Source organism: Bradyrhizobium sp. CCBAU 11361, assembly GCF_028128935.1.
GTDB classification, from domain to species: domain Bacteria; phylum Pseudomonadota; class Alphaproteobacteria; order Rhizobiales; family Xanthobacteraceae; genus Bradyrhizobium; species Bradyrhizobium niftali.
Genome location: NZ_LBJZ01000198.1, coordinates 133,501 through 159,662, shown reverse-complemented (window position 1 = coordinate 159,662; position 26,162 = coordinate 133,501). Strand labels below are relative to the sequence as shown.

Genomic DNA, 26,162 nt, shown 5'->3' with positions numbered 1-26,162 from the left:
TCAACCTTTTGCGCTGCTGCTGCGCTTCTTCTGGATCAACACGATGCTGCCGAGGCTTGCACCGATCACGACAAAGGAGACCACGGTCGTCACCGTGCCGAGCGCGTAAAGTGAGGGCGAAGTGACGTTCAGCGTCATGCTCCAGATTTCCAGCGGCAGCGTGTTCAACGAACCCGCCGTCTGCAGGCTGCGTGCGAACTCGTCGTAAGACAGCGTGAAACCGAACAGCGCGACCGCGACGAGGCCGGGCGCGAGCACCGGAATCATCACCAGCCGGACCGACTGCCAGCGGCTGGCCCCCAAGTCGTAGGCCGCCTCCTCCCAGACACGGTTGAAGCGCGACATCACCGCGAACATCACGAGCACGCCGAACGGCAGCGTCCAGGACAGCTGCGCGCCGAGCGCCGAGGTGTACCAGCTCGCGTTCAGCTCGAGCGCCTGGAACAGGAGCCCGGTGCCGAGGCCGAGCACGAGGCCGGGCGCAACCAGGCTGCCGATCATCATGTAGAAGACGATGGTGTCGCCGCGAAAACGCTTGCGGAAGCCGAGGCCGGCCAGGAACGAGACCACCACCGTGATGATGGTGACGATGACCGCCAGCTTGATCGAACGGTCGAACGAGCCCTTGACGTCGCCGGTCCGCACCTGGGTGAAGAGATCGACGAACCAGTGCAGCGAGTGGCCCTTCATCGGAAACACAAGTCCGCCGCGAATGTCCTGGAACGACAGGATATAGATGCAGAACATCGGACCGTAGAGTGCGATCACGTAAAGCGCGAACAGCGTCGCCAGCACGTAGAACGTCCAGGGCCGCTGCCCGCGGCTCGGCGCGATTGCCTTGGTGGTCGCGGGCGCGACCGTCTCGGGCATGCCGGCGAGAACCGCGCTCATCGCGTGATCTCCTGCCTGATGTCCACGGTGCGCAGGATCAGGGAGACGATCGCGACCAGCACCAGCGTCAGCAACACGGCGCTCGCCGCGGCGGTCGGGTATTGCAGCACGCCGACGTCCTCGTAGAACGCGCTGACCACCGAGGCCGAGCCGCCGCCGGACATCACCTTGACCACGAAGAAGTCGCCCATCACGATCGACACCACGAAGATGGTACCGAGCGCGATGCCGCTCTTGGACATCGGCACCACGATCAGGCGCATGATGTCGAATCGGCTGGCGCCCGCATCGATGGCGGCCTCGATCAGCTTCTTGTCGATCCGCGCCATGGAATTGAAGATCGGCACGATCATGAAGATCGTGAGCTGGTGGACATAGGCGATGACCACCGCGAGGTCGGAGAACAGCAGCACTTCCAGCGGCTGCCGGATTACGCCCATTGCCAGCAGCGCCTGGTTGATCAGGCCTTCCTTGCCGAGCAACGGGATCCACGAAATCATCCGGATGATGTTCGAGGTCCAGAACGGCACCGTGCACAGCAGGAACAGGCCGATCGCCAGCAACGGGTTACGGACGTGGAACACCAGGAAATAGGCGACGAAGAAGCCGATGATCAGGGTGAAGATCCACGTCAGCACCGTGAACTTGATGGTCGCCAGATACAGCTTCAGCGTCAGCGCCGAATGCAGGACCTCGACATAGCTCGCGAGTGTGAAGCCCGGCGTCAGCCCACCGAAGCCGTCCGTCGCAAAGAAGCTCGCGGCCAGCACGACCAGGATCGGCGCCACGAAAAATGGCACGAGCACCAGAACCAGTGGTGAAACGTAGAGCCAGCCGGCGAGATTGGCGCGTGCCGGAGTTCGAGCTGGACTAAGACTTGGCTGCATATCGGCCTCGAAGTCGGTCTTCTCGCGCCGGCGCGGTTCGCGCGCCGGCGCCTCGCTGCATCAGGGAAAGCAGGTTTCAGGCCACCTTGAAGTCGTTCCAGCGCTTGTTCATGTAGGCCGCCTCGTCCATCAGCGTGTTCCAGCACGAGATGTTCTTGACGCGGTCGAGGAACGAGCCGCCGTCACGCTTGGTGCCGGCCTTCTCCATCGCGACGCCGTAGGGATCGTTGACAACCTCAGGCGCGGGCTGGCCCTCGTACCAGAATGCCCATTCGGCAGGGGTGAGGAATTTCTTCGCGGTCGACGGCACCGGGCTGTAATAGCCGTAGCGCGCGACGAAGCCGCCCTGCCAGCCCGACAGATACCAGTTGAGATATTCGTAGGCCGCATCGAGCTTCTTGCCGGAGAGATGCTTCATCAGGCCCATGCCGTTGCACCAGCCGCGATAGCCTTCCTTGCCGTTCTTGACGTTGACCGGCGCATAGACGCAGGGAATCTCCTTCACGCGAACCGCAGCGACCGCCGGCGACCACATCGACTGGATGACCACTTCGCCCGCCGCCATGAGCTGCACCGACTGGTCGAAGGTGGTCCAGGTCGCGCGGAACTGGCCCTGCTTCTTTAGCTCGATCAGCTTGTTGCAGGTGAAGTCGATCTCCTCCTTCGTCATGTTGCCTTTGTTGCCGTACTTGATCAGGCCCGCGCTTTCGAAGCAGAGCGCGGCGTCCATGATGCCGATCGCGGGCACGTCGAGGATCGCAGCCTTGCCCTTGAACTTCGGGTCGATCAGGTCCTTCCACTCGGTGACTTCATGGCCAACGAGATCGGGGCGATAGCCGATGGAATCGGCGTTGTAGACCTGGGGCAGGAAGGTCGCCCATTCGGTGACGCCGTCATGCAGATCGGTCGAGTCGGGCTTGGAGATGTACATGGCCTCGTAGGGCGAGATGCCCTGGCGCGGGATCTTGTGGCCGTCGATCTCGCCCTTGGTGAAGATCGGCAGGATGTTGTCGAATTCCTTGATCTTCTTGACCTCGATGCCCTGGATCACGGCACGCTTGGCGGCGAGCTTGGCCTGCCAGCCCTCGAGATCGGCAATATCGACCGTATTAGCCTGGCTTATGAAGCGATTGATGGCAGCGGAGGTGTCGAGGTTCTGCATCGTCACCTTGAAGCCGAGATCCTTGGCGGCCTGGTCACCGATCGCCTTCACCACCGAGTAGGAGACGCCGACATGGCGCAGTTCGATGTCCTTGATCTCCTGCGCCCAGATCGTCGGGAAGCCGCGGATCGCGTCCGATCCTGCGGCGGCGCCGGCGACCACGGCCGCCCCCTTCAACAGCGTGCGGCGGCTCAGCTTTTTCTGCCGTACGTCCCCGGTCTCCGACGGATCGGCCGCAGATGTTCCCTTGTCCCTGTCAAGCATGGCAACCCTCGTTGGCTACAATGAACGCTCGCACCGGTCGCCATTGACCGGCTGCGGAATTGATTAGTTGCGCGCGAGGCTATGGGCGGGATTTTGCGAAGTAAAATTGGAAGTAAAAATTCGCGTTATAAGGGGGGCTAATGGTTCGGGCGGCTGCATTTGCTTTTGGCAGCACGCATAAGAAGGCGTCAGGACGTGCATACAAGACGGCGAATTCAACGCGGCGGGCTTTGTCACGCGGCACGTGTGACAAGCCTTGCGCTGCTCGCTGCCGGAACATCGTGCGCGGCGCATGCCGGCGCGGTCTCGCTCGCGCCGGCAGGGCTGCAAGCGATCGGTACCATCGATCCCCGCTTTCAGTCCTACAACATCGAGATGGTGGAGGTGACCGGCGGGCGGTTCTGGAAGCCTTATCCGCAAACGATGCGCGCGCCGGCCGACAAGGATCGCTACAGCTACAGACCTCCGATCGATCTCGGAAACACGCGTCTGCGCAAGCTCGCGGCGGCGTTGGCGCCGGCGTATCTGCGCGTGAGCGGCACCTGGGCCAATGCGACATTCTTCGCCGACACCGAGAGTGCGCCAGCCGCGCCGCCATCGGGATTCAACGCGGTGCTAAGCCGCGCGCAGTGGCGCGGCGTCGTCGACTTTGCGCGCACGGTCGATGCGGAGATCGTCACCTCCTTTGCCATCAGCCCGGGCAGCCGCGATGCGGATGGCCTTTGGAGGCCGGATCAGGCGCAACGGCTGATCGACTATACGCGTTCGCTGAGCGGCCACATCGCCGCCGCCGAATTCATGAACGAGCCGACGCTCGCGGCGACGAACGGTGCGCCGCCTGGATACGATGCGAAGGCTTATGTCCGGGATGTCGGGATATTTCACGAGTGGATGCTACGCGCCGCGCCGGGGACGCTGATCGTCGGACCAGGCTCGGTCGGCGACACCGCTTCCGCCGACGCGTCCGGGCTCCGCACGCGCGACCTGCTCGCCGGCTCAGGCTCCGGTGTCGATCGCTTCGCCTATCATCACTACAACACGATCTCGCCGCGCTGCGGCGGCCGCGATGAGCCGTCAGGCGCGCTGTCCGAAGCGTGGCTTGCCCGCACCGATGCCGCGCTATCGACTTACAAATCGCTGCGCGACGAATTCGCGCCGGACAAGCCGATCTGGCTGACGGAAACCGCGGACGCCGCCTGCGGCGGCAATCGCTGGGACAAGACTTTCCTCGACACGTTCCGCTATCTCGACCAGCTCGGACGCCTGGCCAAGGCTGGCGTTCAAGTGGTGACGCACAACACGCTGGCCGCGAGCGATTACGGATTGCTGGACGAGAAGATGTTCCGCCCGCGGCCCAGTTATTGGGGCGCGCTGCTCTGGCATCGGTTGATGGGCACGACAGTGCTCGACGCGAACGCAGTCGCCGCGCCAGATCTCCATCTCTACGCGCATTGCCATCCGGGCATGCGGGGCGCCGTGTCCGTGCTCGCGATCAACGCGTCGCGGCAAGAACCATCCACCCTGACGCTGTCACACCCCGTCGAGAGTTACACGTTGCATGCGACGTGGCCGCAAGACGCGACCGTGCAGCTGAACGGCAAGACACTCGCGCTGAGTGCTGATGACGAACTGCCCCGACTTGAGCCGCGCGCAACGCCTGCGGGAGCGATCCGGCTTGCGCCGGCGACCATCACCTTCCTGGTGTTTCCAGCGGCCGCGAATCGTGCCTGTAGTTAGCCGCTCTCAGGATTTCAGCGCGTCGCGCGCCGTCTCCGGCGCCATCAGCGTCGCTATGATCGTGATGATCGACAGCGCGATGATGTAGACCGACACCGCCCAATACGAGCCGGCCCATGCGAGCAGCGCGGTTGCGATCAACGGCGAGAAGCCGCCGCTGAGCGCGGCCGCGACGTTGGCACCAAGCGATGCGCCGCTGTATCGCACCTGGGTGCGGAACAGTTCCGGCATGAACGCGGCCTTCGGTCCGAACAGCAGCGCATGCGTCAGCGTCATCGTGACCACGAGCGCGAGCGTGATCAGCGCCGGGTCCCTGGTGTCGAGGAACCAGAACAGCGGAAACGCCAGCGCCACCGAGAACACGCCGCCGGCGAGATACAGCGCCTTGCGGCCGAAGATATCGGAGAGCCAGCCGGCGAGCGGCAGCGTCGCGAACTCGACGATCGCAGCGTAAACGACGGCATTCAGGATCACTTGCCGCGGCAGGCCGAGCTTCGTCGTGGCGTAGAGCACAGTGAAGACGGTGAGGAGATAAGCCAGCCCGACCTCCGAGACCGTGATGCCGATCGCGAGCAGAAAACTGCGCCAGTCGCGGCGCAGCACTTCCAGTACCGGCTGCGCCAGCACCTCCTTGCGCTCGACCACCTCCTTGAAGTGCGGTGTCTCCGCAAGCCTTAGCCGCACGATGAAGCCGACGCCGACCAGCAGAATGCTGATCCAGAACGGCACGCGCCAGCCCCAGCTCAAAAAGTCGGCCTCGGGCAGTTGCGTCATCAGGGCGAAGATGCCGGTGGATGCAGCAACACCGACAGGAAAGCCGATCTGCACCAGGCTGCCGTAGAAGCCGCGGCGATTGCCGGCATGTTCGATCACCATGACGACCGCCCCGCTCCATTCGCCGCCGAGCCCGATGCCCTGGACGAAGCGCAGGATGATGAGCAGGATCGGCGCCCACACGCCGATCTGGCTGTAGGTCGGCAGGCAGCCGATCAGGAAGGTGCCGAGCCCCATCGCGATCATGGTCGCGACCAGCATCGTCTTGCGGCCGAGCCGGTCGCCATAGTGCCCGATGATCGCGCCGCCGATCGGCCGCGCCACGAAGCCGACCGCATAGGTCGAGAACGCCGCGAGCGTGCCGACGAACGGATCGAAGCTCGGAAAGAACAGCTTGTTGAGCACCAGCGCCGCCGCCGTGCCGTAGATCAGGAAGTCGTACCACTCGATCGCGGTGCCGAGCGCGCTCGCCCACACCACATGCGCCGTCGTCGATCTCTCCGTCGCGCCGGAGACCCCCGTTGCTGCCGTCATTCCATGCCCCAAAGATTCCTGGGCGGCATCATGGCCAATCGCGATGGCGGTTGCAACCTGCGGGGTGTTGCTTCTGGCGATGACCACAGCGGGAATGGTGGCGCACAACTGCATCAACACCGTCATTGCGAGGAGCCCTTGCGACGAAGCAATCCAGACTGCCTCCACGGAAAAAGTCTGGATTGCTTCGCTGCGCTCGCAATGACGGGTGTTGAGGCAGTTGCGGTTCCCGTCGTCCGCCAGCACAGCGGAACTTTCCGGGCTACAATTCGCCATTGACAAATTCATTCGCTAATATCTAATTTATCGCCAGGATAATCGGCCGCGCCAAGCGGCCCACCAAAGAGAGGGAACGACGATGAGAGGGTTTTTGGCCTGCGCCATGCTCGCGGCCATGACTTCGGCTGCCATGACGTCGACCGCGATCGCGCAGGTCTCCGACGATGCGGTGCGGATCGGCGTGCTGACGGATCTGTCGAGCTGGGGCCGCGACAACAGCGGGCCGGGATCGGTCGAAGCCGCGAAAATGGCGGTCGAGGAATTCGGACCGACCGTGCTCGGCAAGCCGATCGAGATCATCAGCGCCGACCACCAGATGAAGACCGACGTCGGCGTGCAGATCGTGCGCGGCTGGTTCGACAACGGCAAGGTCGACGCCGTCGTCGACATCCCCAATTCCGGCATCGCGATTGCCGTCCACAACATGGTACGGGAGCGCAACAAGATCGCCCTGCTCTCCGGTCCCGGCGCGAGCTCGCTGACGGACGAGCTGTGCAGCCCCAACACCGTGCATTTCACCTACGACACCTACGCCCTGTCGAAGGTGACCGCCTCCGCCGTGATCAAGGAGGGCGGAAAATCCTGGTACTTCGTCACCGCCGACTACGCCTTCGGCCAGCAGCTCGAGAAGGACGCCACGCGCTTCATCAACGAGATGGGCGGCAAGGTGCTTGGTGGCGTGAAGCACCCGACCAATACCGCGGACTTCTCGTCCTTCGCCCTCCAGGCACAGAGCTCGAAATCCGACGTCGTCGCCTTCGCCAAGGCCGGCCAGGACACCGACAACGCCATCAAGCAGTCCGGCGAGTTCGGCCTGGTCCAGGGCGGCCAGAAGCTCGTCGGCCTGTTGATGTTCGACACCGACGTGCACGCAATCGGCCTCAAGGCCGCGCAGGGCACCTACATGACCACGGCCGCGTACTGGAACATGGACGAGGCAACCCGCGCCTGGTCGAAGAAGTTCTACGAGCGCACCAAGGTGATGCCGACCATGATCCACACCGGCGTCTACGGCTCGGTGCTGCACTACCTGAAAGGCATCAAGGCGGCCGGCACCGACGATCCCGCCAAGGTGATGGCCAAGATGCGCGAGCTGCCGATCGAGGATATCTTCGTCCATGGCGGCAAGTTGCGCGAGGACGGCCGCGTCATCCGCGACATGTATCTGGCCAAGGTGAAGTCGCCCGAGCAGTCCAGGGAACCCTGGGATTACCTGGAGATCATCAAGACGGTGAAGGGCGAGGACGCCTTCCGTCCGGTCTCCGAGTCCAAATGTCCGCTGCTGAAGAAGTGAGGCCCGCATGACCGGCAACGAGCGCAACGCAATTGAGACTTACGAGTGCGATGTGCTCGTCGCCGGATCAGGCGCCTCCGGCATGTCGGCGGCGATCACGGCGCGCTATCGCGGCCTCGACGTGCTGATCGTCGAGAAGGAGCCGCGTTTCGGTGGCACCACCGCCCGTTCCGGCGGCTGGCTCTGGATCCCCGGCACCTCGCTAGCGAAGGCCTACGGCATCGAGGAGACGCCGGAGCAGGCCCGCACATATCTGCGGCACGAGGCCGGCAATAATTTCGACGCCGCGCGCGTCGATGCGTTCCTGAGCGCCGGTCCCGAGGCGGTGGATTTCTTCACCACCAAGACCGCCCTGCGCTTCGACATGCCGCTGGTGTTCCCGGACTATCACGCCGAAGCGCCCGGCGGCGCGCAGGGCGGCCGCTCCATGGTGACGCGCCCGTTCGACGGCCGCGAACTCGGCGAGCAGATCAAGACCCTCGGCATGCCGCTGCCCGAACTCACCGTGTTCGGCATGATGTTGGGCTCCGGCAAGGAGATCATCCATTTCATGCGGGTGACGAAATCGCTGACCTCCGCGGTCTATGTCGCAAAGCGCCTGTCGCGGCATCTGATGGACGTGCTGCGCTACGGCCGCGGCATGACGCTGACCAATGGCAACGCTCTGGCGGGACGGCTGGCCAAATCGGCGCTCGATCTCAAGATTCCGATGTGGTTGTCCTCTCCCGTGCGCGAGCTGACGGTCGAGAGTGGCACTGTCACCGGCGCCGTCGTCACCCGCGACGGGCGAGATATACGCATTCGCGCAAGACAAGGCGTCGTGCTCGCCTGCGGCGGCTTTCCGCATGACGTCGAACGCCGCAAGAAAATGTTTCCGCATGCGCCGACCGGCAATGAGCACTATTCGCCGGGCCCCACCGGCAACACCGGTGACGGCTTGCGCCTTGCGGAAAGCGCCGGCGGACATGTCGAGGACCGTCTGCCGAATGCCGCGGCCTGGGTGCCGGTGTCGCTCACTACGCGCAAGGACGGCTCGAAGGGCGTGATGCCGCATTTCATCGACCGCGCCAAGCCCGGCGTGATCGCGGTGATGCGCGACGGCAGGCGGTTTGCCAATGAAGGCAATTCCTACCACGACTTCGTCCAGGCCATGGTCAAGGCGGCCAAGCCCGGCGAGGAGATCGCGGCCTTCCTCGTCTGCGATCACAAGACGCTGCGGAAATACGGCCTCGGCTGCGTGCCGCCCTTCCCGATGCCGACCGGCCATCACCTCAAGACCGGCTACCTCATGCGCGGCGACACGTTAGAGGCGCTCGCGGCGCAAGCCGGCATCGACGCCACGGCCTTCGCCGCGACCGTCAGGCAGTTCAATGCGACCGCGCCGCTGGGACACGATGCCGCTTTCGGCAAGGGTTCGAAGGCCTACAACCGCTACCAGGGCGATGCGCTGCACGGCCCCAATCCGTGCGTCGCGCCGATCGAGAACGGCCCGTTCTACGCCATCAAGATGGTGATCGGCGACCTCGGCACCTATGCCGGCATCGTCACCGACGAGAACGCGCGGGCGCTCGACGCCGAAGGCCGGGCCATTCCCGGGCTCTACGCCGCCGGCAACGACATGGCGAGCATCATGGGCGGCAATTATCCCGGCGCCGGCATCACCCTTGGGCCGGCGCTGACCTTCGGCTACATTGCCGGCCGTCATCTCGCCGAAAGCGCCGCCAAGCGCAACGCGGCGTAATCGTACGCCAGGAGGCGCATGAAGAGAGAAAGCCGCGGCATCCAATCGATCGAGGTCGGCGGAGAACTGCTCCGCGCCCTCGCCCGCAGCGGCGAGCCGATGATGCTGCGCGACCTCGCGCGCGAGGCCGGCATGACGCCGGCCAAGGCGCACCCCTATCTCGCCAGTTTCTCGCGCATCGGGCTGATCGAGCAGGACGAGACCACCGGCCGCTACGAGATCGGCGCGCTGGCGCTGGAACTCGGCCTCATCAGCCTGCGCCGCCTCTCCGGCGTGCGCATCGCCGGACCAAAGATCGCGGCGCTTGCGAGCCAGATCGGCCACGCGGTCTCGCTGGCCGTCTGGGGCACGCATGGTCCGACCGTGGTGCAGTTAGAGGAGCCGGGCCAGCCGGTGCACATCGTGATGCGGGCCGGCTCTGTGATGGCGCTGCTGGAGACCGCGACCGGCCGTGCCTTCGCGGCCTTCCTGCCGGAGAAAACCATCAATGCCGCGCTCGACAGCGGCCTCGACCGTCACGGCGTCGGCTACAATCCGAAGCGGGCGGTGAAAGGCGCGAAGGTCGCCGACATGCTGGCTGAAGTCCGCAAGCACGGCCTCGCCCGCGCGCTCGGCGATCCCCTGCCCGGCGTCAATGCATTCTCTGCACCGGTGTTCGATCACGCCGGCCATGTCGCACTGGTCATCACCGCGATGGGACCGGAAGGCACGTTCGATGCGCGCTGGGACAGCCCGATCGCGCATGCCTTGCGCGACTGCGCCGGCGCCATCTCGAAGCGGCTGGGCTGCGGGATCACGGTTGCGGCGGAGTGAGGCCTCGCGTTGCCACGTTGCCCCACACAACCACCGCTGTCATGCTCCGCGAAAGCGGGGCATCCAGTACGCTGCAGCCCTTCGGTTCAATCGCAGACGTCACGGAGTACTGGATCGCCCGGTCAAGCCGGGCGATGACAGCGAGAATGGGCCGCCTTCCTACCTCTCCTTCACCGGCACCGTGTAGTTCAGGATCAGCCGGCCGCCGTCCGGATAGATCGTCTGCCCCGTGATGTAGGACGCATCGTCGCTGGCCAGGAACGCAACCACGGAGGCAACCTCGCTCGGCTCACCGCCGCGGCCGGCTGGCGTGCGTGACATCACGGTCTTGCGGGCATCCTCCGAGGTGTAGATGGAAGACGCCACCATGTCGGTCAGGATGGTGCCCGGCCCGACCGCCACGACGCGGATGTTGTGCGGGGCCAGCGCGACGGCAGCAACCGAGGTGAGCTGCTTCATGCCGCCCTTGGAGATGGCATAGGTCGCAAGCGTCGGGATCGCCAGCAGCGCATTGACCGAGGACATGTTGATGATGACCCCGCCACCGCTGCCTTGCGCGATCATTTGCTTCGACGCCGCCTGCACGCCGAAGAACGCGCCTTTCAGATTGATGGCGATGATTTCGTCAAAATCCTGCTCGGAGATATCAAGGATGTTCTGGTTGCGGGCGACGCCTGCATTGTTGACCATGATGTCGAGCCGGCCGAACTCTTTCACGGCGGTCGCAACGAGCTGGTCGACGTCGGCACGCTTGGCGACGTTGCCGGGGACGGTGCGCAAGGCATCCGGCCGCCCAAGCTCGGCAGCCGTCGCGGCGAGGCCCTCGGCATCGACGTCCGAGATGACGACCTTGACGCCGTCGTCCAGGAATCTCTTTGCGCAGGCCTTGCCGATGCCGCGCGCCGCGCCGGTGATGGCGGCGACCTTGCCGGATAGTTTCATAGTCTCACTCCAGAATAGCTGCTTAGACAGCAGGCCATCGCCGGGTGAGATACCCGGCTCAGGCCGCTGCAAATCCGAGATGAGCACGGAACCGGTTCTTGATAAAGACGGCATCGCGCGAGGGCAGCGAGCGCGGCGGATTTTCCGCCAGAACCTTGATGACGAAGAGTCGCGGCCCCTCGCCCGGGGTGGCGATCTGCGCTGCGAGACGTTCCGCCTCGGCGATCGTCCGCGCGATTCCGGTCGCGGCAAAGCCGCAGGCTGTGGCAATCGCGGTGAGATCGACGCCGCGCCCGGTATGGCTCGCCTGCATCCCGGTCTCGCCGAAATGCTGGTTGTCGATCACCACGATGTCGAGATTGCGCGGACGCGCAACGCCGATGGTGGCGAGACCGCCGAGCCCCATCAATTGCTCGCCGTCCCCGGTCAAGGCGAGGACGCGCTTGCCGGGCTGCGCCTGCGCAAGCCCAAGACCGATCAGCGCGGCGCCGCCCATCGCGCCCCAGAGATAAAAATTGCCGTCGTGATCCCCCACGGAATGGAGGTCGTAGGTGGGCGAGCCGAGACCGGAGACGACCAGCGTGTCCTTGCGGTCCTTCAGGAGCGCGGCGACAGCGGCGCGACGATCGAGTTGAGCTTGCATTGGCATCACCACTTCTTCTTGCCGATCAGGCGCTGCCCGATCAGCACTGCGATCTGCTGATCGGATTCATAGGCGAGCGCTGCGGCCGATTCGACCGTCTCGACCAGATCTTCCGGCGTCTCTGCGCGCATCACCTTCAGGCCGATCGCTTCCAGCGAGGGCTGCGTCGCCCGGCTCATCGGCACCTGCCAGGGATTGAACTCGGCCCATTCACCGCGCATCGTCACCAGCATCAAGAGCGGAAAGCGGCCGATCGCCGAGAGCGAGAGCATGTTGATGCAATTGCCGACCCCGCTCGACTGCATCAGCAGCACGCTGCGGTGGCCGCCGAGCCAGGCGCCCGCGGCAATGGCGATGCCCTCCTCTTCCGTCGTCAGCACGTTGGTGGTGACGTCGCGGTCGGCCGAAAACAGGCGGATCAGCTGGCTATGGCCGGCATCCGGCACATAGGACATCTGCCTGACGTCAGCGGCCTTCAGGACGCGATAGAGCTCGCTCGGCCAGTTGTCGCTCGAGCGCGTTTCAAGATTGGGTTGAGGGCTGTGCACCGCGAGGTCTCCGTGAGATTCGGAAGGACGTTAGCGATGTTCGCGCGCGATGGCTCTGACCGTCTGGCACGATCAGGTATCGACGGATTGTATAGCTGCCGTTGGCGGCAGGCAGCGGCGGTGCCTCTGCTCCCTCGCCCCGCTTGCGGGGAGAGGGTTGGGGTGAGGGGGAGTCTCCGCAGGGACGCTAGCAGTTGGACTCGCGGAGAGTCCCCCTCACCCGGATTGCATCTTCGATGCAATCCGACCTCTCCCCGCAAGCGGGGCGAGGTGAAGTCAATTCGCCGCCGACCTCGCGGCCGGCATGTAGATCTGCGCGTAGCCTTCCTTGATCGCGGACGTGATGCGGTCGAGGCGGCGGTCGATGTGCTTTTCCAGCACGGAAACGCAAGCCTCCTCATTGCGCGCCTTCAACCCTTCGACGACGGCGCGGTGCTCGGCCTGCGTGTTGGAGCGGTTGACGCGGTCCATGTCGATCCAGCGCACGAAGCGGATGCGGGCGTTGACGTTGCGCAGCACGCGCAGCATCTCGGCGTTGTTCGACATCGCCATCAGCCGCTCGTGAAAGGTCTCGTCGAGCTCGACCAGCTCGACCGAGGAGCGCTCGCCGGGATCGGGACCGGTCGCTTCGAGGAATTTCAAGAGCGCGTCGATGTCTTCATCTTTGGCACGCTTGACAGCGAGACGGACCGAGGCGACCTCGATCGACTTGCGCAACTCGTACAAATCGAAGATCTCGTGCGCGTCGAGCTCGCGGCAGAAGAAGCCCTTGCCCGGCGTGAAGCGCAGGAAGCCTTCGGTGTTGAGACGATTGAGCGCCTCGCGCAGCGGCGTACGGCTGACGCCGAGACGCTTTGCCAGCTCGCCTTCGTTGAGTCGTTCGCCCGGCTTGAACTCGTAGCTCACGGCCATCGCCTTGAGCTGTTCATAGACGCGATCGACGATGCTATCGGAAGCCAGTTCCACGTTGCTCTTCATAAGCTGCATTCATGCCCGAACACAGCCCAATATACCGGGGCCGTGAAGATGATTGCAATGCAAAGGACAGCTTGGCAGAGCTTGTTCAGAGCTTTGCGACACCTGGAATCAGGCAAAGACGCGCGGGCGCAGTCCAGCATGAAACCAGGTGATCATGGAATAGATATCGTAGACCGGCAGCCCGACCTCGGCCTGCAAGGCTGCCGCGTAAGGCGGCATGTTGGTGCATTCGAGCACGATGGCGCCGACGTCGGGGTTCTTTGCGACGAGCTGCTTGCCCGCCTCGACCACGTCGCGCTCGGCCAAGCCGACGTCCATGTCGTCCTTCTCGGCCTTGATCAGGACGCGGAAGAATTCCTTGCCATGCTCAGTGCCGACCAGCGGCGTGTCGAGCGGCACGCCGGCGCCTTCGAGATGGGCCGGCGTCAGGGTCGAGCCCGACACCGTGACGAGGCCGACGCGCTTGCCGGGCGGCAAGGTCGCCTGCACCCACGGCACCTGCATCAGCGATGAGGTCGCAACCGGCACGCCGACGGCCGCCGCGATCTCCCTCTGAAACAGCGAGAGGAAACCGCAATTGGTGGTGATGGCTTCCGCGCCAAGCCGCACCAGATCCTTCGCCGCATCGATGAAGTCAGGCAGCAGGCCGGCCGCGCCCTTCAGCACCACCTTCTCCGGCGAGGCGCCGCTCACCACGCGATAGAGCACGGGGAACGGCCAGGTCGTGCCGTTGCCCATGTCGCCGGGAATGCGGGGAAAGCGCGCCTCCAGCATCAGGATGCCGAGCGGCGCGCCATAGATGGCCTTGCCACCACGGGCGATGCGGGAGGACGAGCTGGCAGAAGTGGTCATGGTGCGACCTCAGAGGAAGCGGGTGGGCGAGAACGGCGCAAGCGGAATCTCGGGCTGCTTGCCGCTCAGAAGCTGGGCTACGAGACGGCCGGTGCGGGCCGAGCCGACCAGGCCGACATGGCCGTGGCCGAAAGCATAGACGATGTCGCGCGAGACGCGCGCGTAACCGATGCAGGGACGTCCGTCCGGCATGCTGGGCCGATGACCGAACCAGCTCTTGATGCGCGAGGCCGGAATGTCCCTCGGAAGTTTCGGGAACATGCTGAAGAGATGGTCGCGCAGGATCTCGGCGCGCTTCCAGTTGGGCGCGGCCTCGAGGCCGGCGATCTCGACGGTGCCGGCGGCGCGCAGGCCCTTGTCGGTCCAGTTCACCACCATCTTGGCATCCGATGCCATGATCGAGCTGCGCGGACCCGATTCCGGATTCTCGATCATGACGTGATAACCGCGCTCGGTTTCCAGCGGTAGCGGATCGCCGACGGACGCGGTGAGCTGCTTCGATCGGGCGCCGGCGGCGACCACCGCAGCATCGCAAGCAATCTCACCAGTCTCGGTGAGAACAGCGACGAGCCTGTCGCCGGAAAGCTTCAGCCCCGTCGCCTTGGAGCGCACGAGCTTGGCACCGCTTGCCAGCGCGTGATTGGCCAGTGCCGCAACATAAGCGCCGGGATCGCGGCAGCGCCCGGCTTCGTCCACCACCACGCCGAAGGTGTAGCGCGGATGCAGGTCCGGCTCGCGTTGCCGCATCTCGTCGGCATTGAGCTCCAGCCACTCGACCCCGACCTTCTTGCGCAGGCGCCAGCCAAGATCGTTGTCGAAATTGCCGCGCGACGGAAAGGCATGCATCACGCCGTTGCGCTCGATCAGTTCTGGGACGCCGGCTTCTTCCGCAAGCTTCCGGTGCAGCAGCGGTGCATCCTTCAGGAGATCGCGCAGCGCAAAGGCGGTCTTCTCGACGCGCGCCTCGGTCCAGCCCGAGAGCAGGTACTTGATCAGCCAGGGCAACGCCGTCGGCAAATACGACCAGCGGATCGCGAGCGGACCGAGCGGATCCATCAGATAGAACGGCACCTTCTTCCAGATGCCAGGCTCGGCCGGCGGGATCACCGAATGCGAGGAGAGCCAGCCGGCATTGCCGTAGCTCGCCGCCTGTTCGCCACCGGGCTCGCCCGCGTCGATCAGCGTGACGCGATGGCCCTCGCGCAGCGCCTCGATGGCGCTGATCACGCCGACCGCGCCGGCTCCGATGATGGCGACGTGGCGGCCTTCGGGCATCGCTTACGCCTTCACTGACGGCACAAAATCCTTGCCGACCGAGATCGCGCGCGGATCGATGATGCAATGGAGGATCGACGGCTTGCCCGACGCCAGTGCGCGCTCGAATGCCGGCGCAAACTCCTCGGTGCGCTCGACACGCTCGCCATGGCCGCCGAACGCCTTGGCGTACATCGCAAAGTCCGGGTTCTTGAGCTGGGTGCCGACGACGCGACCGGGATAGTCGCGCTCCTGGTGCATGCGGATGGTGCCGTATTGCGAATTGTCGACGACGATGACGACGAGCGGCGCGTCGTACTGCACGGCGGTCGCGAATTCCTGGCCGTTCATCAGGAAGCAGCCGTCGCCGGCAAAGGCAATGACGGTGCGATCCGGATATTGGCGCTTCGCGAGCACAGCCGCCGGCACGCCGTACCCCATCGAGCCCGAGGTCGGGGCGAGCTGGGACGCAAAGCTGTGAAAGCGATGGTGGCGATGGATCCAGCCGGCATAGTTGCCGGCACCGTTGCAGACGATCGCGTCCTTCGGCAGCCGGTCGCGCAGCCAGGTCATGACCTGGCCGTACTGGAACGTGCCGGGCAGCTCGCGCGCCTTCTCGGTCCAGGCAAGGTAATCGGCATGCGCCTTGGCGGCCTCGCCCTTCCAGGCCACCGCCCCGGAGGGCTTCAGCGTCTCGACTGCGGCGGCGAACGCGGCGGGCGTCGCCTGGATCGCGAGCGCCGGCTGGTAGACGCGGCCGAGCTCCTCGGAGCCCGGATGCACATGGATCAGCTTCTGCTGCGGGGTGGGAATGTCGAGCAGCGTGTAGGACGAGGACGGCATCTCCGACATGCGGCCGCCGATCAGCAGAACGACATCGGCGCCGTCAATGCGTGCCTTCAGGCCCGGGCTCGGCCCGATGCCGAGATCGCCGGCGTAATGCGAATGGTCGGCGTCGATCAGCGAGGCCCGGCGGAACGAGGTCGCCACCGGCAGGTCGAACCGCTCGGCAAAACGCGCGATGCTCCTGGTCGCCTCATCGGTCCAGCGCGAGCCGCCGAGAATGACGAGCGGCGCCTTGGCACTCGCGAGCATGGCGCCGACGCGCTCGATATCCGATGGCGCGGGCCAGCTCACCGCCGGCTCGATGCGCATGGCATCGGCGACGGCGGCGGTCTCGGTCAGCATGTTCTCCGGCAGCGAGATCACCACGGGGCCCGGACGGCCCTGCATCGCGACGCGGAAGGCGCGCGCGACCAGCTCCGGAATGCGGTCGGGGCGATCGATCTCGACCGTCCATTTCGTCATGGTGCCGAACACCGCCTTGTAGTCGAGCTCCTGGAACGCCTCGCGCTCGCGCATGCCGGTGTCGACCTGGCCGACGAACAGGATCATCGGCGTCGAATCCTGCATCGCGATGTGGACGCCATGGCTGGCATTGGTCGCGCCTGGGCCGCGGGTGACGAAGCAGACGCCCGGGCGCCCGGTGAGCTTGCCATAGGCCTCCGCCATCATCGCGGCGCCGCCTTCGGCGCGGCAGATCATGACGTCGATCGGGCTGTCATGCAGCGCGTCGAGCGCCGCCAGATAGCTCTCGCCCGGCACACAGGTGACGCGCTCGACGCCCTGGGCGACCAGCTGATCGATCAGGATCTGGCCCCCGGTGCGGGTGTTACGAATGGTCATGACGGCTCCCTGCAGGCTCTGGCGATGCGCTCGAGCGCGTCGCGAAAATTTCGTTCGGAGGTGGCGTAGGACAGGCCAACAGGAGGTGCAAGATCGAAAGGCTTCCCGCTCCCTGCGCATGCGTCATGCCCGCCCCTGCCGTTTGCACTACCGCCCATTCGCCATGATGCGGCGGCAATGATCGAGCGCCGCGCCGATCAGGTTGTCGCTCGCCTCCGGCGTGCGGAACGCCGAATGCGCCGACAGCGTCACGTTCGGCAGTTTCGTGAGCGGATGGCCCGGCGGCAGCGGCTCGACGGTGAAGACGTCGAGGCCGGCATGGGCGATGTGGCCGGAGCGCAGCGCATCACACATCGCGTCCTCGTCGACCACGGCGCCGCGCGCCGTGTTAATCAGGATGGCGCCGGGACGCATCTGCGTGATGCGCTCGCGTGACAGAAACCCCTTGGTCTCCTCGTTGAGGAGCAGATGCAGCGAGACGACGTGGCTGTCCGCGAGAAGCTTCTCCAGGGAGACGAATTCGACGCCGGCATGCGTCTTCGGCGATCTGTTCCAGGCAATCACCTTCATGCCGCAGCCAAGCGCCATGCGCGCGGCTTCCGCCGCGATGCCGCCGAACCCGATCAGGCCAAGCGTCTTGCCGGTGAGCTGCAGCGCGTCGCGGCGCAGCCAATTGCCCTCACGCATGCCGCGATCCATCTCTCCGAAGCTCTTTGCCGAGGCCCACATCAGGGCGATCGCGCATTCGGCGACGGCCGTGTCGCCATAGCCCTTGATGGTGTGAACGGAGATGCCGCGCTGGCCAAGCTCTTCCGGATTCATGTAGCTGCGCGCGCCGGTGCCGAGGAAGACGACGTGCTTCAAGGCAGGACATTTCGCGGCAATCGCCGTCGGCACCGCGGTATGGTCGACGATCATGATCTCCACACCGTCAAGAAGGCCTGGCAGGTCGCCCGGAGTGATTGCGGGGTTGCGATTGATGCCGACCGGAAGGCTGTCCGCGCGCAGCAGTTTCTCGGTGACTGCGGCAAGGGTGTCATTGGCATCGACGAAGAGAGCGCGCACGGGCCTGTCTTTCCTGTCCAGTTTAAAATACCGTATTGCATTTTAGTCTGAATACAGAAATAGTCCAGACGCCGGGTTCGAATGTCCTAAAGCGACTGCCCAGGAGAACTGCCATGAATCGCAGGGATGCACTCACCACTGTCGCCCTCGCCGGAGCTGCGATCGCCGCAACCGGTTCGGCCAAGGCCGACACCGCGCCGGGCTCGACGCTCGAACGGATCAAGAAGAGCGGTGTGCTGCGGATCGCCGTCATCGCCGGCCAGGATCCCTACTTCCACAAGGACCTCGCCACCAATCAATGGTCGGGCGCCTGCATCGACATGGCGAACGACATCGCCGGCAAGCTCGGTGCCAAGGTCGAGACGCTGGAATCGACCTGGGGCAACCAGATCCTGGATCTCCAGGCCGAGAAGATCGACCTTGCCTTCGCCGTGAACCCGACACCGGAGCGCTCGCTGGTCATCGATTTTTCCACGCCCATCCTGGTGCACTCCTTCACCGTCATCACCAAGAAGGGTTTTGCCAAGCCGCAAACCTGGGCCGAGCTGAACAAGCCCGAGGTCAAGATCGCCGTCGACATCGGCTCGACCCACGAGACGATCGCGCGCCGCTATTGCCCGAAGGCGACGATCCTCGGCTTCAAGGAGCGCAACGAGGCGATCCTCGCCGTCGCAACCGGACGCGCGGACTGCAACATTTCGCTGGCGGTGCTTTCGGTCGCGACCTTGAAGAAGAACCCGACGCTCGGCGAGCTCGCGGTGCCACGTCCGCTGCTCACGCTGCCGACCAACATGGGCATCCGCGCCGAAGGCGACCGGCGCTACAAGGACTTCCTCAGCGCCTGGGCCGACTACAACCGCTCGCTGGGCCAGACCCGCGAATGGATGTTGAAGGGTTTTGAAGCCGTCGGTCTCGGCGCGGACGACATTCCCGGCGAAGTGCAGTTCTGACACATTCGTCGTTCGGGTTGCCGCGCCCCCGGTTTCCATGGAAACTGGCGGGAGAAACAGTGATGCTCGAGCGCATGCCGCCCCCATCGAAGCGCACCAACGACCCCGAGCGCACCAAGCGCGACATCCTCGAAGTGGCGATGGCCGAATTCGCCTCGGAGGGCCTATTCCGGCGCCCGCGTCGATGCGATCGCCGCGCGAACGCGCACGTCGAAGCGGATGATCTATTACTATTTCGGCGGCAAGGAGCAGCTCTACCTCGCGGTTCTGGAGGAGGCCTATCGCAGCATCCGCGCGCTCGAGGATCAGCTCGACATCGAAAGCTGCGACGCGCGCGAGGGATTGCGCCGGCTGATCGAGGCGACCTTCGACCATGACGAGCGCAATCCGAACTTCATCCGCCTCGTCTCGATCGAGAACATCCACCACGGCAAGCACCTGAAGCAGAACCAGCAACTGCGCCAGCTCAACGCCAGCGTGATCGCGACGCTCGACGGCATCCTCAGGCGCGGCCGCACTGAGGGCGTCTTCCGCGACGACGTCGACGCCATCGACCTGCACCTGGCCATCAGCTCCTACTGCTTCTTCCGCGTCGCCAACCGCCACACCTTCGGCGCCCTGTTCGACCGCGACCTCAGCGAGCCCAGGGTGCTGGCGAAGAGCCGCACGCAGATCGTGGAGATGATTTTGGCGTGGCTGGCGGCGAAGGCCTAGCGACCGCTACACACGCGCTGTCATGCCCCGGCTTGACCGGGGCATCCAGTACGCCGCAGCCTATCGAGGAATCACTACCGTCTCTGGAATACTGGATCACCCACCTTCGCGGGTGATGACACCGAGAGCGGAGCAGCAGCCCCCTCACCCACTCCTCTTCTGCCGCGTGCTCGCCAGCAGCACCAGCATGAAGGACGCCGCCGTCATCAGCGTCGAGATCGCGGCAATCGTCGGGTCGATCTCGTCGCGGAGCGCGGTGAACATGCGCTTGGTCAGTGGCTGGTATTGGCCGCCGGAGATGAACAGCGCGACGATGGTCTCGTCCATCGCCGAGATGAAGGCGAAGATGCCGCCGGCGACCACGCTGGACTTGATCTGCGGCAGCGTCACCGCGAAGAAGCTGCGCAGGCGGTTCATGCCGAGGCTGCGCGCCACCATCTCCTGCGCCGGATCGAAGCTCTGGAGCCCCGCGAGCACGGAAATGACGACATATGGCAGGCCCAGCATCACGTTCGCCAGCACGAGGCCCGGCAGGGTCGCGACCAGGCCGACCTTGGCATAGACGAAGAAGATGCCGACCGCGGTGATGATGATCGGCACCACCAGCGGCAACAGCAGCGCCATGTGGATGATCCGCATGATGCGCAGCTTCGACTGGCTGATGGCATAGGCGGCGGCAACTCCGAGCGGCGTTGCGATGACCACGGTGAAAAACGCGACCGTCAGCGTCACCCGCGTCGCCTGCATCCAGGCCGGGTTGGCGAAATACTGCTGGTACCAGCGCAGCGAGAAGGACGGCGGCGGGAAGGTCAAAAAGCGCGCGCTGGAGAAGGAGATCGGCGCGATGATCAGCACCGGCAGGATCAGATAGACCAGCACCAGCGCGCTGATCACGTAGAGGACGATCCGGGCGGGGGACAACCGCGTCATTTCTGCCCCAACACGCGATCGAGCGAAATGAAGCGGCTGACGACGAGGAAGATCAGGAGCACGCTGACGAGCAGCACCACGGCGACGGCGCTCGCCGCGCCGAACTGGTTGTAGAGCTCGACATTGCGGCTCACCAGCATCGACACCATCACGGTGCGGCCGCCGCCGAGCAGTTCCGGCGTGATGTAGAAGCCGAGGCAGAGCACGAACACCATGGTGCAGCCCGCGAGCACGCCCGGCAACGACAGCGGCAGGAAGACGCGGACGAAGGTGAGCGACGGGCTGGCCCCCAGGCTGGCGCCGGCCTGCATCAGATCACCGGGGATCTTCTGCATGGTGGCATAGAGCGGCAGCACCATGAACGGCAGCAGGATGTGCACGGTCGCCACCACCGTGCCGAACGTGTTGTGGACCAGCGCGAGCGGCTCGGAGATCACATCGAGATAACGCAGGAACTGGTTGATCACGCCGGTGCGCTGGAGCAGCGCCAGCCACGCATAGGCGCGGACCAGCACGCTGGTCCAGAACGGCAGCACGACCAGCGAGAGGATGAGGATGCTCCATCCCTTCGGGACAGAGTTGGCAAGATAGGCCACGGGATAGCCGAGCAGCAGCGCGATTCCCGTGACCGCGAGGCTGATCTCGAAGGTCAGCGCGAAGCTGCGCCAGTAGATGTCCTCGGTGAAGACGCGGCGGTAGTTCTCCAGCGTGAAGCCGTCATGGTAGATCGACTGCCAGGCCAGCCAGCCGACCGGCAGCACGATCAGAGCCAGGATCACCAGCAGCGCCGGCGACACCAATGCCAGCATCAGGCCGTGCTCGCGGCGCTGATGCTTTTGGGAGGGATCTGGCACTGACATCGTCAACGCTGCCTCGCTTCGCTTAGCTCTACGCCTACTTCTGCATGAACGACGCCCAGCGCTTCTCGGCCGCCTCGCCGGCCGGCGACGACCACCAGGCGTAGGACATCAGCGCCTGCTTGGCCGCATTGGCGGGCTCGCTCGGCAATTGCGCCGCGCGCTCGGCCTTGATCACGTTGGTCTCGAACGCCTTGGGATTGCCCGGGCCGTAGTCGATATGCAGCGGCAGATTGGCCTGGTGCACGGGATCGACGGCCTCGTTGAGGAACTTCACCGCCGTCTCGAGATTTGGCGCGCCCTTGAGGATGCAGAGCGAGGTGCTCTGAAGGATGCCCTGGTTGTAGGTGAAGGACACCTTGGCGCCTTCCTTGGCCACCGCGCTGACGCGGCCGTTCCAGGCCATCTCCATGTCGACTTCGCCGTCGTTGAGAAGTTGCGCCGACTGCGCGCCTGACGTCCACCACACCGTGATGTGCGGCTTGATCTCCTCAAGCTTCTTGAATGCGCGGTCGACGTCGAGCGGGTAGAGCTTGTCGGGCGCGACACCGTCGGCCATCAGCGCGGCTTCCAGCGTGGCGATCGGGTGATTGCGCAGCGCGCGGCGGCCGGGGAATTTCTTGACGTCCCAGAAATCGCCCCAGCTGTTCGGCGCGTCCTTCGGGAAGGTCTTTTGGCTAAAGGCCAGCACGCTGGAATAGAACTCGTAGGATACCGAATAGGGGCTGCGATAGGCCTCCGGCATCGCCGCGGCGTTGGGGATTTTCGAGAAGTCGAGCTTTTCGATCAGCCCCTGCTCGCCGCCGCGCAGGCAATAGCCGGTGGGCGTGTCCACGACATCCCAGATCGGCTTGCCGCTGCCGACCTGGGTCTTGAGCGCGGGCCAGGCATCGGGAATGGAGTCCTGGTTGATGGTGATGCCGAGCTTCTTGGCGGAGGGATCGAGGATCGCCACCGTCTGCGCCTGCTGATAGGCGCCGCCTTGCGAGACGAAGGTGATCTGCTCGGCCGCGCTCGCCGCCGTGCCGCCAAACGCGATCGCGCCCAACAGGGCGTAGCCCAATGCAGAATTCTGTTTCGTCGTCATCCTCGCCTCCTCCATCGCCAAAGAGATCTCACTGACCAATCGCATCGAGAAACTGATACCAGCCGGCGACCATGCGCACGGCAGGCTCGCGCAGCGGATAGAATGGAATCGCCTTCATGCGCCGCGCGTCGAGCAGGCCCACGTCGGGCGCCTCGCCGCGCACGAAGGCGGCGAGATAGCGCCCCATCAGGCTCGACATCGCCACGCCCGCGCCATTGTAGCCCATCGAGAACAGCGTGCGGTCGTCAAGCCGGCCGATATGCGGCACCGAGTCCAGCGTCATGGCGACGAGGCCCGACCATTTGTAGGCGAGCGGCACCTCGGTGAGATCAGGGAAGATGCCGACCATCGCCTTGCGCAAGGCGTCGAACGCGGCTTCGGAGTCCTCTTTGCCGAAGGCGCCGCGGCCACCAAAAATGACGCGATTGTCGACCATGCGGAACCAGCGCATCATGCGCTTGGTCTCGGTATAGGTGCGCCCGGTCGGCATCAATTTTCCGGCGAGATTGCGCGGCAGTTTTTCCGTTGCGACCATGGCGCTGCGGAACGGGATCAGCGTGCGCTGCATCTGCGCGGTGGCGCTGGTGAGGTCCGAGTAGCTGTTGGTGGCGATGATGGCCTGCTTCGCGCGCACGGCGCCATTCGGCGTCTCCGCGACGATGCCGCCCTGCTCTCGCCTCAGCTTGAGCACCGGCGATCCCTGGAAAATGGAGACACCGCGGCGCGCCACGCCGTCGGCGAGGCCGCGCAGATAGTTCAGCGGATGAATGCCGCCCGAGCCGGGATTGAGCACGCCGCCGACGAAGATGTCCGAGCCGGTCTCCTCGCGCACCCCGCGCTTGTCGAGGATGCGGACCTCCACATCGCCCATCTCGCGCGTCATCCAATTGGCTTCGTCGATCGCGGCCCTCAAGGTCGTCTCGTTATGCGCGACCTTGACCTGGCCTGCGCGCGTCAACGCGGCGCTGGTGATGCCGAACTCGGACACCAGCTCCTCGACGATGTCGGTGGATTCATGCGCGATCTCGTACATGCGCCGCGCCATGGCGCGGCCGTGCACGGCGTCGATCTCGCGAAACGACAGGCGGAACTTTGCCGTGATCACCCCGCCATTGCGTCCGCTCGCGCCCCAGCCAGGGCGGTTGGCCTCGAGCACGACAGGGGCAAGCCCGCTTTTGGCGATGTGGTGCGCTGCGGAGAGGCCCGTATAGCCCGCACCGATGATCACCACGTCCGCTTGCAGCTCGCCCGACAGGACCGGAAACGCGCGCGCCGGCTCCGCCGTGGCTTCCCACAGCGAATTGGCCGATGGCAGCGCGCTCCAGTCTCGTGTCATGCCCGCGCTCATGCCTTACGCCGCCGGCCCGATCGCGGCGTCGGCGAGCGCCTTCAGCGTCGGATAATGGAAGTCCGGCTTGGTCAGCGTCTCCACCGCCGGCGTGCCACCGAAACCGGCGATGCCCTGGCGGCGCTCGATCCAGCAAACCTTGTAGCCGAGCTTCCGCGCGATGCCGATGTCGTGGTACTGGCTCTGCGCGACGTGGAGGATGTCGGACTGCTTGTAGCCAAAGGCGGACTGGCGGCCCTTGTTGTAGGCGAAGAATTCCGGGTTCGGCTTGGCAACGCCGGTGTCGTCAGCGCAGACAGTGTCGTCGAAGGGATTGCCGAGCGCGTGCGCGTAACAAGAGAGCGCGACGCGATCCGCATTGGTCATCGCAACCAGGCGGAATTTCGTGCGCAGACGCTTCAAGGCCTCGACCGAGTCCGGGAACGGCCCCCAGCGCAGCACGGCGAGCTGGAACACGTCGCAGGACGCATCATCCGCCGGCAGCCCGAGCTCCTTGGCGAGATGGCGGTAGACGTGGAACATCACCTCGCTCGAGCGCTCGTAGTGCTTGTCGCGGCCGCGCTTGTAGGATTCGAAGATCTTGTCGTCGCTGAGCTCGGCCGGCGACTTGCCCGAAATCCTGCGCACCGCGGAAAGCACGCCGGTCTCGAAATCGATCAAGGTGCCGACGACGTCGAACGTGAGAACCTTGAAATTGCTGAACGCGGCTTGGGACGACATTTTGGTCTCTTCTCTCGAGTTGGATTGGGCTTAAGTTCAGTCCCCCACCCTGGGGACGACGATGGTGTCCTCGGGGTGGAGGGTGACGGTGAGGCTGCCGCCGAGCGGCGGGATGCGGCTGTAGGCCTGGTGATAGCTCGGCTGGCGCAGGCTGAGCGCGACGCCGCCTTCGAGCGCCAGAAAGATGCGCAAGCTCTCGCCCTGGTAGACGATGTCGGTGACGGTGCCGCTGAGCCGGTTGCAGGCGGCATCCTGCGCGCCGTCGTCGATCAGCAGCTTCTCGCTGTGCACGGCCAGCATCAGGGCATCGCCGTCGGGAATGGCGCGGGCACTGCGCAACAGGGCGTTGCCGAGCGCAACGCTGGAGGCATCGACGCGGCGCACCGGCAACATCGTCGCCTCGCCGATGAAGCTTGCAACGAAGGAATCGGCGGGATGGTCGTGCAGGCGCGCCGGCTCGTCGATCTGGATCAGCCGGCCGTCTTTCATCACGGCGACGCGGTCGCTCATGGTCAGCGCCTCGCGCTGGTCGTGGGTGACGTAGATGATGGTGGCGCCGATGCGCCGGTGCAGCGCGCGCAGCTCGATCTGCATGGATTCGCGGAGCTGCTTGTCGAGCGCGGAGAGCGGCTCGTCCATCAGGATCAGCCGCGGCTCGAAGATCATGGCGCGTGCGAGCGCCACGCGCTGGCGCTGGCCGCCGGAGAGCTGCGCGATGCCGCGTTCCTCGTAGCCGGCAAGACCGACCATCGCCAGCGCGGCGCGCACCTTGTCGGGCCAACTCGCCTTCGGCAGGTGGCGCGCGCGCAAGGGGAAGGCGACGTTCTCGCCGACGCTCATGTGCGGGAACAGCGCGTAGTTCTGGAACACGACGCCGATGTCGCGCTTGTGCGGCGGCATGTAAGTGACGTCGCGGCCGCCGAAAAGGATGGTGCCTGACGATGGCAGGATGAAGCCGCCCAAAATGCCGAGCAGCGTGGTCTTGCCGGAACCGGAGGGGCCGAGCAGCGAGACGAACTCACCGGCGCCGACATTGAAGGACACGTCGTCGAGGGCGCGAACCGCGCCGTAAGCCTTGCTCGCGGACCTGATCTCGACGCTTTCCGCTCGTTTGTCCAACGATCGACCTCGCCATGTCCTCAGCCGGCGTGCCTCACTGCGCGCCATAAGCCTGCTTTATAGACAGGGATTTGGAGCACTCCTGGTTGTAGC

The 26,162-nt window shown here is 65.0% G+C and carries 24 protein-coding genes and 1 pseudogene; 7 read left to right on the top strand and 18 right to left on the bottom strand.

Annotation, left to right across the window (positions count from 1 at the left end; all coding sequences use genetic code 11):
* The 3 genes from XI08_RS40590 to XI08_RS40580 all read right to left on the bottom strand — a co-directional run bounded on the left by XI08_RS40590 (position 1) and on the right by XI08_RS40580 (position 3,204).
* A complete protein-coding gene (locus XI08_RS40590) occupies positions 1 to 891 on the bottom strand; it encodes an ABC transporter permease (RefSeq protein WP_271578738.1) in 891 nt (296 codons plus the stop codon).
* Entirely contained in the window at positions 888 to 1,778 is an 891-nt protein-coding gene (locus XI08_RS40585; protein WP_271578737.1) for an ABC transporter permease, read from the bottom strand. The genes XI08_RS40590 and XI08_RS40585 overlap by 4 nt, the downstream gene beginning before the upstream one ends.
* A 76-nt stretch (positions 1,779 to 1,854) precedes the next feature.
* Complete coding sequence (locus XI08_RS40580; protein WP_271578736.1) at positions 1,855 to 3,204, bottom strand: ABC transporter substrate-binding protein; 1,350 nt, start codon at positions 3,202 to 3,204, stop codon at positions 1,855 to 1,857.
* 246 nt (positions 3,205 to 3,450) lie between these two features.
* Between XI08_RS40580 and XI08_RS40575 the strand changes: the two genes are divergently transcribed.
* Complete coding sequence (locus XI08_RS40575; RefSeq protein ID WP_271578735.1) at positions 3,451 to 4,941, top strand: hypothetical protein; 1,491 nt, start codon at positions 3,451 to 3,453, stop codon at positions 4,939 to 4,941.
* Positions 4,942 to 4,947: 6 nt separating this feature from the next.
* On the opposite strand, the gene XI08_RS40570 is transcribed toward XI08_RS40575, so the two are convergent.
* On the bottom strand, positions 4,948 to 6,249 hold the full coding sequence (locus XI08_RS40570; RefSeq protein WP_271578734.1) for an MFS transporter: 1,302 nt from the start codon (positions 6,247 to 6,249) through the stop codon (positions 4,948 to 4,950).
* 43 nt (positions 6,250 to 6,292) lie between these two features.
* Between XI08_RS40570 and XI08_RS40565 the strand changes: the two genes are divergently transcribed.
* The 4 genes from XI08_RS40565 to XI08_RS40550 all read left to right on the top strand — a co-directional run bounded on the left by XI08_RS40565 (position 6,293) and on the right by XI08_RS40550 (position 10,376).
* Positions 6,293 to 6,454: a hypothetical protein gene (locus XI08_RS40565; RefSeq protein ID WP_271578733.1), complete on the top strand. Its 162-nt coding sequence runs from the start codon at positions 6,293 to 6,295 to the stop codon at positions 6,452 to 6,454.
* 153 nt (positions 6,455 to 6,607) lie between these two features.
* A complete protein-coding gene (locus XI08_RS40560; RefSeq protein WP_271578732.1) occupies positions 6,608 to 7,822 on the top strand; it encodes an ABC transporter substrate-binding protein in 1,215 nt (404 codons plus the stop codon).
* A 7-nt stretch (positions 7,823 to 7,829) separates the two neighbouring features.
* Positions 7,830 to 9,563, top strand: coding sequence for an FAD-dependent oxidoreductase (locus XI08_RS40555; protein ID WP_271578731.1), 1,734 nt, complete (start codon positions 7,830 to 7,832; stop codon positions 9,561 to 9,563).
* Positions 9,564 to 9,581: 18 nt separating this feature from the next.
* Positions 9,582 to 10,376 carry an IclR family transcriptional regulator gene (locus XI08_RS40550; RefSeq protein ID WP_271578730.1) on the top strand — a complete coding sequence of 265 codons (795 nt, stop codon included), beginning with the start codon at positions 9,582 to 9,584 and terminating at the stop codon, positions 10,374 to 10,376.
* 159 nt (positions 10,377 to 10,535) lie between these two features.
* Here XI08_RS40550 and XI08_RS40545 read toward each other — a convergent pair whose 3' ends face one another.
* The 8 genes from XI08_RS40545 to XI08_RS40510 form a co-directional block, all read right to left on the bottom strand.
* On the bottom strand, positions 10,536 to 11,318 hold the full coding sequence (locus XI08_RS40545; protein WP_271578729.1) for an SDR family NAD(P)-dependent oxidoreductase: 783 nt from the start codon (positions 11,316 to 11,318) through the stop codon (positions 10,536 to 10,538).
* 58 nt (positions 11,319 to 11,376) lie between these two features.
* Positions 11,377 to 11,967, bottom strand: coding sequence for a thiamine pyrophosphate-dependent enzyme (locus XI08_RS40540; RefSeq protein WP_271578728.1), 591 nt, complete (start codon positions 11,965 to 11,967; stop codon positions 11,377 to 11,379).
* Entirely contained in the window at positions 11,967 to 12,509 is a 543-nt protein-coding gene (locus XI08_RS40535; RefSeq protein WP_271578727.1) for a thiamine pyrophosphate-binding protein, read from the bottom strand. The genes XI08_RS40540 and XI08_RS40535 overlap by 1 nt, the downstream gene beginning before the upstream one ends.
* 276 nt (positions 12,510 to 12,785) lie before the next feature.
* A complete protein-coding gene (locus tag XI08_RS40530; RefSeq protein WP_245284308.1) occupies positions 12,786 to 13,487 on the bottom strand; it encodes a GntR family transcriptional regulator in 702 nt (233 codons plus the stop codon).
* A gap of 108 nt (positions 13,488 to 13,595) precedes the next feature.
* Positions 13,596 to 14,339, bottom strand: a complete 744-nt coding sequence (locus tag XI08_RS40525; protein ID WP_271578726.1) for an aspartate/glutamate racemase family protein — start codon at positions 14,337 to 14,339, stop codon at positions 13,596 to 13,598.
* Between the two features lie 9 nt (positions 14,340 to 14,348).
* Positions 14,349 to 15,614, bottom strand: coding sequence for an NAD(P)/FAD-dependent oxidoreductase (locus tag XI08_RS40520; RefSeq protein WP_271578725.1), 1,266 nt, complete (start codon positions 15,612 to 15,614; stop codon positions 14,349 to 14,351).
* Between the two features lie 3 nt (positions 15,615 to 15,617).
* Complete coding sequence (locus tag XI08_RS40515) at positions 15,618 to 17,279, bottom strand: thiamine pyrophosphate-binding protein (protein ID WP_271578724.1); 1,662 nt, start codon at positions 17,277 to 17,279, stop codon at positions 15,618 to 15,620.
* A 147-nt stretch (positions 17,280 to 17,426) separates the two neighbouring features.
* Positions 17,427 to 18,344: an NAD(P)-dependent oxidoreductase gene (locus XI08_RS40510; protein WP_271578723.1), complete on the bottom strand. Its 918-nt coding sequence runs from the start codon at positions 18,342 to 18,344 to the stop codon at positions 17,427 to 17,429.
* 113 nt (positions 18,345 to 18,457) lie between these two features.
* On the opposite strand from XI08_RS40510, the gene XI08_RS40505 reads away from it, so the two are divergent.
* Together XI08_RS40505 and XI08_RS40500 are read left to right on the top strand one after the other, a co-directional pair.
* A complete protein-coding gene (locus XI08_RS40505; protein ID WP_271578722.1) occupies positions 18,458 to 19,294 on the top strand; it encodes a transporter substrate-binding domain-containing protein in 837 nt (278 codons plus the stop codon).
* Between the two features lie 62 nt (positions 19,295 to 19,356).
* Positions 19,357 to 20,008: pseudogene (locus XI08_RS40500) on the top strand (TetR family transcriptional regulator).
* A 144-nt stretch (positions 20,009 to 20,152) separates the two neighbouring features.
* Here XI08_RS40500 and XI08_RS40495 read toward each other — a convergent pair.
* The 6 genes from XI08_RS40495 to XI08_RS40470 all read right to left on the bottom strand — a co-directional run bounded on the left by XI08_RS40495 (position 20,153) and on the right by XI08_RS40470 (position 26,069).
* On the bottom strand, positions 20,153 to 20,938 hold the full coding sequence (locus XI08_RS40495) for an ABC transporter permease (protein ID WP_271578721.1): 786 nt from the start codon (positions 20,936 to 20,938) through the stop codon (positions 20,153 to 20,155).
* Positions 20,935 to 21,747, bottom strand: a complete 813-nt coding sequence (locus XI08_RS40490; protein WP_271578874.1) for an ABC transporter permease — start codon at positions 21,745 to 21,747, stop codon at positions 20,935 to 20,937. Before XI08_RS40490 ends, XI08_RS40495 begins: the two co-directional genes overlap by 4 nt.
* An 85-nt stretch (positions 21,748 to 21,832) precedes the next feature.
* Complete coding sequence (locus XI08_RS40485) at positions 21,833 to 22,882, bottom strand: ABC transporter substrate-binding protein (RefSeq protein WP_271578720.1); 1,050 nt, start codon at positions 22,880 to 22,882, stop codon at positions 21,833 to 21,835.
* Positions 22,883 to 22,910: 28 nt separating this feature from the next.
* Entirely contained in the window at positions 22,911 to 24,218 is a 1,308-nt protein-coding gene (locus tag XI08_RS40480) for an NAD(P)/FAD-dependent oxidoreductase (RefSeq protein WP_271578719.1), read from the bottom strand.
* Positions 24,219 to 24,233: 15 nt separating this feature from the next.
* Positions 24,234 to 24,950, bottom strand: a complete 717-nt coding sequence (locus XI08_RS40475; protein WP_271578718.1) for an HAD family hydrolase — start codon at positions 24,948 to 24,950, stop codon at positions 24,234 to 24,236.
* 36 nt (positions 24,951 to 24,986) lie between these two features.
* Positions 24,987 to 26,069 (bottom strand): ABC transporter ATP-binding protein, encoded by a 1,083-nt coding sequence (locus tag XI08_RS40470; protein ID WP_271578717.1) that lies wholly within the window; start codon positions 26,067 to 26,069, stop codon positions 24,987 to 24,989.
* Between the last annotated feature and the right edge of the window lie 93 nt (positions 26,070 to 26,162).

Excerpts from the sequence above, each read along its gene's own strand:
- XI08_RS40590 (WP_271578738.1), bottom strand. The coding sequence starts at position 891 with ATGAGCGCGGTTCTCGCCGGCATGCCCGAGACGGTCGCGCCCGCGACC.
- XI08_RS40585 (WP_271578737.1), bottom strand. The coding sequence starts at position 1,778 with ATGCAGCCAAGTCTTAGTCCAGCTCGAACTCCGGCACGCGCCAATCTC.
- XI08_RS40580 (WP_271578736.1), bottom strand. The coding sequence starts at position 3,204 with ATGCTTGACAGGGACAAGGGAACATCTGCGGCCGATCCGTCGGAGACC.
- XI08_RS40570 (WP_271578734.1), bottom strand. The coding sequence starts at position 6,249 with ATGACGGCAGCAACGGGGGTCTCCGGCGCGACGGAGAGATCGACGACG.
- XI08_RS40565 (WP_271578733.1), top strand. The coding sequence starts at position 6,293 with ATGGCGGTTGCAACCTGCGGGGTGTTGCTTCTGGCGATGACCACAGCG.
- XI08_RS40560 (WP_271578732.1), top strand. The coding sequence starts at position 6,608 with ATGAGAGGGTTTTTGGCCTGCGCCATGCTCGCGGCCATGACTTCGGCT.
- XI08_RS40555 (WP_271578731.1), top strand. The coding sequence starts at position 7,830 with ATGACCGGCAACGAGCGCAACGCAATTGAGACTTACGAGTGCGATGTG.
- XI08_RS40550 (WP_271578730.1), top strand. The coding sequence starts at position 9,582 with ATGAAGAGAGAAAGCCGCGGCATCCAATCGATCGAGGTCGGCGGAGAA.
- XI08_RS40545 (WP_271578729.1), bottom strand. The coding sequence starts at position 11,318 with ATGAAACTATCCGGCAAGGTCGCCGCCATCACCGGCGCGGCGCGCGGC.
- XI08_RS40540 (WP_271578728.1), bottom strand. The coding sequence starts at position 11,967 with ATGCCAATGCAAGCTCAACTCGATCGTCGCGCCGCTGTCGCCGCGCTC.
- XI08_RS40530 (WP_245284308.1), bottom strand. The coding sequence starts at position 13,487 with ATGAAGAGCAACGTGGAACTGGCTTCCGATAGCATCGTCGATCGCGTC.
- XI08_RS40525 (WP_271578726.1), bottom strand. The coding sequence starts at position 14,339 with ATGACCACTTCTGCCAGCTCGTCCTCCCGCATCGCCCGTGGTGGCAAG.
- XI08_RS40520 (WP_271578725.1), bottom strand. The coding sequence starts at position 15,614 with ATGCCCGAAGGCCGCCACGTCGCCATCATCGGAGCCGGCGCGGTCGGC.
- XI08_RS40515 (WP_271578724.1), bottom strand. The coding sequence starts at position 17,279 with ATGACCATTCGTAACACCCGCACCGGGGGCCAGATCCTGATCGATCAG.
- XI08_RS40505 (WP_271578722.1), top strand. The coding sequence starts at position 18,458 with ATGAATCGCAGGGATGCACTCACCACTGTCGCCCTCGCCGGAGCTGCG.
- XI08_RS40495 (WP_271578721.1), bottom strand. The coding sequence starts at position 20,938 with ATGACGCGGTTGTCCCCCGCCCGGATCGTCCTCTACGTGATCAGCGCG.
- XI08_RS40490 (WP_271578874.1), bottom strand. The coding sequence starts at position 21,747 with ATGCTGGCATTGGTGTCGCCGGCGCTGCTGGTGATCCTGGCTCTGATC.
- XI08_RS40485 (WP_271578720.1), bottom strand. The coding sequence starts at position 22,882 with ATGACGACGAAACAGAATTCTGCATTGGGCTACGCCCTGTTGGGCGCG.
- XI08_RS40480 (WP_271578719.1), bottom strand. The coding sequence starts at position 24,218 with ATGACACGAGACTGGAGCGCGCTGCCATCGGCCAATTCGCTGTGGGAA.
- XI08_RS40475 (WP_271578718.1), bottom strand. The coding sequence starts at position 24,950 with ATGTCGTCCCAAGCCGCGTTCAGCAATTTCAAGGTTCTCACGTTCGAC.